Here is an 8,338-nt window from a genome sequence, read left to right as displayed (position 1 = left end):
CAGGAGGCGTCGACCTCGATGTACGTGAGGAGCGCGAGGACGGCGAAGGCGGCTGTTCCCCGGACGCCGCAGATCGCTGCCGCGATGCCGGGGACGAGGACGATCCAGGAGATCATTGGTGACCTTGGCCGTGGCGTTCTTCAGGCTGGCGCCGACTTCCTCGACGTCCAGCTCGTAGACCGTGCGCTTGACGCCCTCACGGTCTTCGTAGGACCGCTGCTTCAGTCGGCCCTGCACGACGACGCGCATGCCTCGCTGGAGCGACTCGGCGACGTTCTCCGCCGCCTGACGCCAGACCGAGCAGGTCAGGAACAGGCTTTCGCCGTCCTTCCACTCATTGGTCTGACGGTCGAAGGTGCGGGGAGTGGACGCGACACGGAACTTCGCGACCGCCGCACCGGACGGGGTGAAGCGCAGCTCGGGGTCGTCGACAAGATTGCCGACGACCGTGATGACGGTCTCGCCTGCCATGGGGGAACCTCTCGGCGGGTTTGCTGCTGGCTGCTTTTGGTGCTGCTACTCGTTGTCCGAGATCAGCTGAGCTGGAGAGCTCAGTGGGTCTCGGGACGGAGGACCTTGGTCCGGAGGACCGACTCGTTCAGGTTCATCTGGCGGTCGAGCTCCTTGACGACCGCAGGCTCGGCCTGCAGGTCGATGACCGAGTAGATGCCCTCGGGCTTCTTCTTGATCTCGTACGAGAGACGACGACGGCCCCAGGTGTCGACCTTCTCGACCTTTCCGTTGCCCTCACGGACGACGGAGAGGAAGTTCTCGATCAGGGGGGCGACAGCGCGCTCCTCGAGATCGGGGTCGAGGATGACCATCATTTCGTAGTGACGCATGTGGAACCCACCTCCTTTGGACTCAACGGCCACGGTCGTTCCGTGGCAGGAGGGTTGTGATGCGTACGCAACGGTATCGGCCACCACTGACAATCGGGCCCACCGATCAGCGAACTGAGCGGGGGATCGTGTCATGGCCTGGGCAGACACCGGTGCAGACGGTACAGACTACCTGCATACCGGCTTGCGGTTGAAATCCGGGGCCCGAGACCGTCAATCTGTACACATCGGGTGTGTATGGCGCTACGATGCGCCGCCTTCCGCAGGAGGTGCCACATGGCACAGGCATTGCGACCCAACTCCAAGACCGTCGGTTCCCTCTTCGCCACCGACCACAAGCCCCATCCGCTCCAGGACACCCTGCTCGCCGTGACGCTCGTCCTCGGAGTGACGGCCTTCGTCACCGCGATGTTCCACAGCCTCCATCTGCTCAGCTCGTGGACGGGACTGGTGGGCATCCTGACCGGGGCGGCCGGACAGTTCATCTCCGAGACGACCCGGGAGCGCTTCGGGCTGATCCTGGGTCTCGGTGCCTCCGCCATCGGCTTCTTCCTCGGCATGGCGCACGGCGGCCTCTTCGGCGGCGTCATCGGCTGACCGGAGCCCCGTCCCCCGGGAGCCGCCGGCCCGCGGTCTTCCCAACCCCCGGCCCCACGGCCGGACAACACCTCCGGGCGCCCCGGCCACGTATTGGTCGGGGCACAGGTTCCATACGGCCAGACGAGGCGCTCGCAGGGCGCAGTAGGCTTCGGCGCGAGAGCCGGAGCCCTTGTACCCATGGGGACACACCAGCCCGAGGAGCGCCCCGAATGAGCCTGACCCTGAGGACCATCAGCCGAGAGCAGCATCTGGCGTACATCCAGAGTCTGCCCGCGGCTAGCCACATGCAGGTCCCGGCCTGGGCAGACGTCAAGGCCGAGTGGCGCTCCGAGAGCCTCGGATGGTTCGACAACAGGTCCGGCGAGATGGTCGGAGCGGGTCTCGTCCTGTACCGCCAGCTGCCCAAGATCAAGCGCTACCTCGCTTATCTGCCCGAGGGCCCGGTCATCAACTGGTTCGCGCCGAATCTGACCGACTGGCTGGATCCGATGCTCGCGCACCTCAAGCAGCAGGGCGCCTTCTCCGTGAAGATGGGTCCGCCGGTGATCATCCGGCGATGGGAGGCCGCTTCGATCAAGAAGGGCATCCAGGACCCGGACGTGAAGCGCCTGCGCGACATCGAGGCGGACTTCATCGAGCCGCGCGCCTTCGAGGTCGCCGACAAGCTGCGGCGCATGGGCTGGCAGCAGGGCGAGGACGGCGGGGCGGGCTTCGGCGACGTGCAGCCCCGCTACGTCTACCAGGTGCCGCTGGCCAACCGGTCGCTGGAGGACGTCCACAAGGGCTTCAACCAGCTCTGGCGGCGCAACATCAAGAAGGCCGAGAAGGCCGGCGTCGAGGTCGTCCAGGGCGGTTACCAGGACCTGGAGGAGTGGCAGCGCCTCTACGAGATCACAGCCCTGCGCGACCACTTCCGGCCCCGACCGCTCTCGTATTTCCAGCGCATGTGGACGGCTCTCAACACCGAGGACCCCAACCGCATGCGGCTGTACTTCGCCCGGCACGAGGGTGTGAACCTGTCCGCCGCGACGATGCTGGTCGTCGGCGGGCACGTCTGGTACTCCTACGGGGCCTCCGACAACATCGGGCGTGAGGTCCGGCCCTCGAACGCGATGCAGTGGCGGATGCTGCGCGACGCCTACGCGCTCGGCGCCACCGTCTACGACCTGCGCGGCATCTCCGACTCGCTGGACGAGACCGATCACCTTTTCGGCCTCATCCAGTTCAAGGTGGGCACCGGTGGGCAGGCCGCCGAATACCTCGGTGAGTGGGACTTCCCGCTCAACAAACTGCTCCACAAGGCGCTCGACATCTACATGTCGCGCCGCTGACGTACCAGAATTCGCCTTCATACCTCTGATACACCGCTGCCACGAGAAAGGTTCCAGGTCCGGCCATGGCGCTCACGCTCTACGTCGACACCGCACGCTGGCGGGCGCACCACAAGCACGTGTCCGAGCAGTTCCCGGGGCTCGTCCCGGTCTGCAAGGGCAACGGCTACGGCTTCGGCCACGAGCGGCTCGCGGACGAGGCCACTCGTATGGGCTCCGACGTCCTGGCCGTGGGCACGACGTACGAGGCCGCACGGATCAAGGACTGGTTCGGCGGCGACCTGCTCGTCCTGACGCCGTTCAGACGGGGCGAGGAGCCCGTTCCGCTGCCCGACCGGGTCATCCGCTCCGTGTCGTCGGTCGACGGCGTCTACGGCCTCGTGGGCGCCCGTGTCGTCATCGAGGTCATGTCCTCCATGAAGCGGCACGGTGTGAGCGAGCAGGACCTGCCCCAGCTCCACGCCGCCATAGAGAACGTGCGCCTCGAGGGCTTCGCGATCCACCTGCCGCTGGACCGCACCGACGGCTCGGACGCCGTCGAGGAGGTCATCGGCTGGATGGACCGGCTGCGCGCGGCCCGGCTGCCGCTGCACACCATGTTCGTCAGCCACCTCAAGGCCGAGGAACTCGCCCGGCTGCAGCAGCAGTTCCCGCAGACCCGCTTCCGCGCCCGCATCGGCACGCGGCTGTGGCTGGGGGACCACGAGGCCACCGAGTACCGCGGAGCCGTCCTGGACGTCACGCCCGTCTCCAAGGGCGACCGTTTCGGTTACCGCCAGCAGAAGGTCGCCTCGGACGGCTGGCTGGTGGTCGTGGCGGGCGGTACGTCGCACGGAGTGGGTCTGGAGGCCCCGAAGGCGCTGCACGGCGTCATGCCGCGTGCCAAGGGCGTCGCCAGGGCCGGCCTCGCCACGGTCAACCGGAACCTCTCACCGTTCGTCTGGGGCGCCAAGCAGCGCTGGTTCGCGGAGCCCCCACACATGCAGGTCTCGATCCTCTTCGTACCCTCGGACGCCCCGGAGCCGAAGGTCGGCGAGGAGCTGGTCGCCCATCTGCGGCACACCACCACGCAGTTCGACCGCATCGTCGAACGCTGACAGCGGGGGCTCACCAAGCCCCGCGCACAGACGAAAGGCCGTACACGGAGCCCGTGTACGGCCTTTTACGTGACTCGCCCACGCCTTGTTCGCTCAGGGCGAACGTCGCTTCGCCGGTTCGTCGTCGGTGCCCCACTCCACGTACGGCCCGTCGAAGTGCGCCGCGTGCCGCGGCGGGTGGGCAGCGGCTCCGAGGACGAACACGTCCTGCGCGCCGTCGAGCACTCCGCCGGACGGGTCGTCGTCACCGGAGCGGCGCACCACGTCCCGCTCCGGCATGAAGATGTCGCGCACGATCACCGCGCACAGATACAGCGTCCCCAACAGGTGTACGGCGATGGCCAGTTGGTACCCCTCCTGCGGCAGTCCCTTGTGGGCGTCTCCGCTGGTCGTGTACGCGAGGTACATCCAGATGCCGAGGAAGTACGCCACCTCGCACGCCTGCCAGATCAGGAAGTCCCGCCACTTCGGACGGGCCAGCACGGCGAGGGGCACCAGCCACAGCACGTACTGCGGCGAGTAGACCTTGTTGGTGAGGATGAAGGCCGCGACGATCAGGAACGCCAGCTGGGCGAAGCGCGGCCGGCGCGGGGCGGTCAGCGCGAGAGCCGCGACACCCGCACAGGAGATCAGCATCAGCACCGTCGCGAAGGTGTTGACCGTGTCGGTGTCGAGCGGGGTCTCCATGCGCTGGGACAGGATCAGCCAGAAGGAGCCGAAGTCGACGCCGCGTTCCTGGCTGAACGTGTAGAACTTCGCCCAGCCCTCGGGTGCGAGCAGCATGACCGGAAGGTTCACGACCAGCCAGGAGCCGGCGGCACCGAGGAGCGCCGTACCGAACTCCCGCCACCTGCCCGCGCGCCAGCACAGTACGAGCAGTGGCCCGAGCAGCAGCGCGGGATAGAGCTTGGCGGCCGTGGCGAGCCCCAGCAGGACTCCGAAGGCAAGGGGACGGCTCCGCGCCCACATCAGCATCGCGGCGGCCGTCAGAGCGACGGCCAGCAGGTCCCAGTTGATGGTGGCGGTCAGCGCGAAAGCAGGCGCCAGAGCGACCAGCAGGCCGTCCCAGGGGCGCCGCCGGTGGGTGCGGGTCACGCAGACGGCGATGACGGCCGCACACGCCATCAGCATCCCGGCGTTGACCATCCAGTAGACCTGCTCCTGGTCCTGGATGCTGCCGCTGCCCGGCGTCAGCCACGAGGCGACCTCCATGAACACGCCGGTCAGTACCGGGTATTCGAGGTACTCCATGTCGCCTTCGAGCTTGTCGAAGTACGGCACCAGCCCGTCGGCGAAGCCCCGCCCCTGATAGAGGTGCGGGATGTCCGAGTAGCAGGCATGCGTGTACTGCGAGCTGGCCCCGAAGAACCAGGCACCGTCGTAGCAAGGCAGCTTCTGCACCATGCCGAGGGCGAACATGCCGATCGCGACGAGCGCAATGACCCGCACGGGAGTCCACCAGGACGTCCCGAGCAGCACGCGCCGCCCGAGAGGACCACCGAACAGTTCACTGCCGGTCGCGGCGACTGGGTCCTCCTTGGTCGGCCGCACCAGATCTGGCTCATGCACGCTCGCGCGCGTCGTTTCTGCACTGGGCATGCCGCACATCCTGCCGTACGCGCCTAGGAATGCGCCGAGGGCCGTCGCACCGAGTCGGTGCGACGGCCCTCGTTTCACGTGAAACGCCTCACTGCGGATGTTTCACGTGAAACACCCCGTGGAGGCAGCTATCCGGTTGATCATCCGAAGATGCCGCCATTGCCATTACCTCTGGTATTGCCTGGATCTTCGGATTCCGTGGGTGAGGACGACACTCCTCCGTCCGTACCGCCGGTTTCGTTTCCGCCCGTTTCTGTTCCGCCGGTGTCCTCGCACGGGAAGTTACCGAAGGGGCCACAGGTCTCACTCGTGGAGGGGGAAGGAGAGGTTTCCGTCTCGCTGGGCTCCGTACTGGGCTCGGTCTGCTCCTCTTCGGACTCGGTGGGCGAGGGGGTCACGCTCGGGGTCGGAAGGTCGTTGACCACCTTACCGATGGGCTCGGCCTCCGGGAACTTCTCGGGCTTCGTGCCCTTCAGCGCCTGCTCCATGTAGTCCTGCCAGACCTCGGCCGGGAACGAGGCACCGTGGATGGACTCCTGGCCACCCGTGCCGTACATCTCCAGGAACGGACGACTCTTCTTGGTCTCGTCGTCGTCCATGCGGTACATGCTGACCGCGGTCGACAGCTGCGGCGTGTACCCGACGAACCAGGCAGACTTGTTGCCGTCCGTCGTACCGGTCTTGCCTGCCACCTCACGGCCGTCGAGCTGGGCCGAGGTACCGGTTCCGTCCTCGACGACGGTCTTCAGGACGTCAGTGACGTTGTCTGCGACCTGCTCGGTGAAGGCCTCCTTGGCATTGGACTTGTGCTTCCACACGCTGCCCCCTTCGTACTGGACCTCCCTGACCGAGAACGGGTCGTTCTGCTTCCCGCTGGTCGCGAACGTCGCGTACGAGCCGGCCATGCGGATCGCGCTGGGGTCGGAAATGCCGATGGAGAAGGACGGGAAGGTCGTACCCGTCAGGCTGTTCGGCCTGAGGCCTGCGTTTTCGGCCGCCTGCTTCACCTTGTCCAGACCGACGTCCATACCGAGCTGCACGAAGGCGGAGTTCGCCGACACCCGCATGGCTTCACGCAGGTCGATCTGGTAGTTCGGCGGAGTGCCGTACGACTCGTCGTCGTCGTTGGTCTGGAGCCACTCCTTGCCCTTGTCGTTCTTCCAGATACTGCCGTCGTAGGTCTTGATCTTGAGTTTGTTCTTGCCGCTGTAGAAGCTGTCCGGCGAGACCTTGGTGCGTTCGTCCTGTGCCTGGGACTCCCCGAGGTCGGGGTCGCGTTTGCCGTCCTGCATGGCGGCCGCCAGGACGAACGGCTTGAACGTCGAGCCAACCGCGGCACCGGTCTCGTCGGCGTTGTTCGTGAAGTGCTTGGTCGCGGACTCACCCCCGTAGATGGCGACGATGGCACCGTCCTTCGGATCCACGGAGGCCCCGCCGAACTGGACGTCTGTGTCGGTCTTCGGGCGGCGCTTCTCGTCGAGGTTCTCCTTGCGGACCTTCTTCACGGCCTTTTCGAGGTCGTTGACCTTCTTCTTGTCGAAGGTCGTGTGGATCTCGTATCCGCCCTGCCGGAGCTGCTCCTCGGTGATGTCTGTGTTGTTGATCACATAGCCCTTGGCGAGATCGACGAGATAGCCGATCTGACCGCCCAGCTCAGAGCTGGACCGCGGGTTCTTGAGCTTGGGGAGCTCCTTGTACGTGGCCCGCTTCGTGGCCGACAGGTGCCCGTCCTTGACCATCTCGTCGAGGATCCAGCGCCAGCGTTCCGTGGCCCGCCTGGTGTTGGCCTCTTGCGTGGCCCCGGGGTCGATCGCCGTCGCTCCCGCGGGGTCGTAGTACGTGGCGCCCTTCAGAACGGCGGCAAGCAATGCGCACTCACTCGCGTCCAGGTCGGTCGCGTTCTTGCCGAAGTACGCACGAGCGGCCGCCTGGAGGCCATAGGAGGTGCGGCCGTAGTAAGCGGTGTTCAGGTACCCCGCCATGACCTTCTCCTTGGGCTCCTTGCGGCCCACCTTGATGGAGACGAGGAGTTCCTTGAACTTCCGGGACACCGTCTGCGACTGGTCGTTCAGCATCGCGTTCTTCACGTACTGCTGGGTGATGGTCGAGCCGCCCTGCGTCTCGCCGCCCTTGGCCATGTTGAACAGCGCTCGGCCGATACCCACGGGGTCGATGCCCTTGTCGGTCTCGAACTTCTTGTTCTCGGCCGACATGACGGCGTACCGCATCGCCTTGGGGATCTGCTCGTACTTGATGTTCTGGCGGTTGGTCTCACCGCCCGTGGACACCATTGGCTGGTCGTTGGCCCAGTAGTAGACGTTGTTCTGCGCCTTCGCGGCCGCCGCGACGTCCGGCACGCCCACCATGGCGTACGCGATGCCCGCCACGGCCATCAGGCTGCCGCAGAAGCCGATGAACGTACCCGTCACGAGCTTCCACGAGGGCATCCAACGTGCCCATCCGTACTTGCCCGCGCGCGGATAGTCGATGATCCGCTTCTTGTAGGGGTCGGGACCGCGCCCTCTGCCCCGCCCAGGGCCGTTCGGCCCGCCGGGACCACCACGCCGGCCGCCACCACTGTGGCCGCCGTGCCCCGCCCCGTCGGCGGCTCTGCGCCTGCCACCGCTGGTGCTGCTTCTCTGTGCCGCCCGTCGGGCCTCGGCACGGCTGCCGAACGGGCGATCCTCACCTCCCGAGTCATACGAGTCGGAAGGAGACCCGGTGGCGCTCCGCGGCGCCGCACGGCGGCTGGAGGACGACCCGGTCTGGCCGCGTCGGGCCGCGGCACGTCCGCCGCCCTGCGACTGCGGCGGTTTGCGACGGTGCTCGCTCATCGAACGATTACTCCTCGGGCAGGCGCACCTGAGCG

The 8,338-nt window shown here is 66.7% G+C and carries 7 protein-coding genes; 3 read left to right on the top strand and 4 right to left on the bottom strand.

Annotated features, from left to right (window positions below; genetic code table 11):
* The coding region (locus O3Q52_RS12400) for a single-stranded DNA-binding protein (protein WP_269648826.1) at positions 1-471 on the bottom strand (471 nt) is incomplete at its 3' end.
* Positions 472-551: 80 nt separating this feature from the next.
* Entirely contained in the window at positions 552-842 is a 291-nt protein-coding gene (gene rpsF, locus O3Q52_RS12395; RefSeq protein ID WP_055610618.1) for a 30S ribosomal protein S6, read from the bottom strand.
* A gap of 276 nt (positions 843-1,118) precedes the next feature.
* On the opposite strand from rpsF, the gene O3Q52_RS12390 reads away from it, so the two are divergent.
* The 3 genes from O3Q52_RS12390 to O3Q52_RS12380 all read left to right on the top strand — a co-directional run bounded on the left by O3Q52_RS12390 (position 1,119) and on the right by O3Q52_RS12380 (position 3,870).
* Positions 1,119-1,439, top strand: coding sequence for a hypothetical protein (locus tag O3Q52_RS12390; RefSeq protein WP_269648825.1), 321 nt, complete (start codon positions 1,119-1,121; stop codon positions 1,437-1,439).
* A gap of 212 nt (positions 1,440-1,651) precedes the next feature.
* Entirely contained in the window at positions 1,652-2,773 is a 1,122-nt protein-coding gene (femX, locus tag O3Q52_RS12385; RefSeq protein ID WP_143641338.1) for a peptidoglycan bridge formation glycyltransferase FemX, read from the top strand.
* Positions 2,774-2,838: 65 nt separating this feature from the next.
* Positions 2,839-3,870, top strand: coding sequence for an alanine racemase (locus O3Q52_RS12380; protein ID WP_200397045.1), 1,032 nt, complete (start codon positions 2,839-2,841; stop codon positions 3,868-3,870).
* Positions 3,871-3,963: 93 nt separating this feature from the next.
* Here O3Q52_RS12380 and O3Q52_RS12375 read toward each other — a convergent pair whose 3' ends face one another.
* Positions 3,964-5,478 (bottom strand): glycosyltransferase family 87 protein, encoded by a 1,515-nt coding sequence (locus O3Q52_RS12375; protein WP_269648827.1) that lies wholly within the window; start codon positions 5,476-5,478, stop codon positions 3,964-3,966.
* A gap of 131 nt (positions 5,479-5,609) precedes the next feature.
* Positions 5,610-8,303, bottom strand: coding sequence for a transglycosylase domain-containing protein (locus tag O3Q52_RS12370; protein ID WP_269648824.1), 2,694 nt, complete (start codon positions 8,301-8,303; stop codon positions 5,610-5,612).
* Between the last annotated feature and the right edge of the window lie 35 nt (positions 8,304-8,338).

Source organism: Streptomyces sp. ActVer (assembly GCF_027270795.1).
GTDB lineage: Bacteria > Actinomycetota > Actinomycetes > Streptomycetales > Streptomycetaceae > Streptomyces > Streptomyces umbrinus_A.
This window is presented reverse-complemented; position numbering and strand designations above follow the sequence as displayed.

What these genes read in the sequence shown, in the direction of transcription:
- rpsF (WP_055610618.1), bottom strand. Translation starts at nt 842, where the DNA reads ATGCGTCACTACGAAATGATGGTCATCCTCGACCCCGATCTCGAGGAG.
- O3Q52_RS12390 (WP_269648825.1), top strand. Translation starts at nt 1,119, where the DNA reads ATGGCACAGGCATTGCGACCCAACTCCAAGACCGTCGGTTCCCTCTTC.
- femX (WP_143641338.1), top strand. Translation starts at nt 1,652, where the DNA reads ATGAGCCTGACCCTGAGGACCATCAGCCGAGAGCAGCATCTGGCGTAC.
- O3Q52_RS12380 (WP_200397045.1), top strand. Translation starts at nt 2,839, where the DNA reads ATGGCGCTCACGCTCTACGTCGACACCGCACGCTGGCGGGCGCACCAC.
- O3Q52_RS12375 (WP_269648827.1), bottom strand. Translation starts at nt 5,478, where the DNA reads ATGTGCGGCATGCCCAGTGCAGAAACGACGCGCGCGAGCGTGCATGAG.
- O3Q52_RS12370 (WP_269648824.1), bottom strand. Translation starts at nt 8,303, where the DNA reads ATGAGCGAGCACCGTCGCAAACCGCCGCAGTCGCAGGGCGGCGGACGT.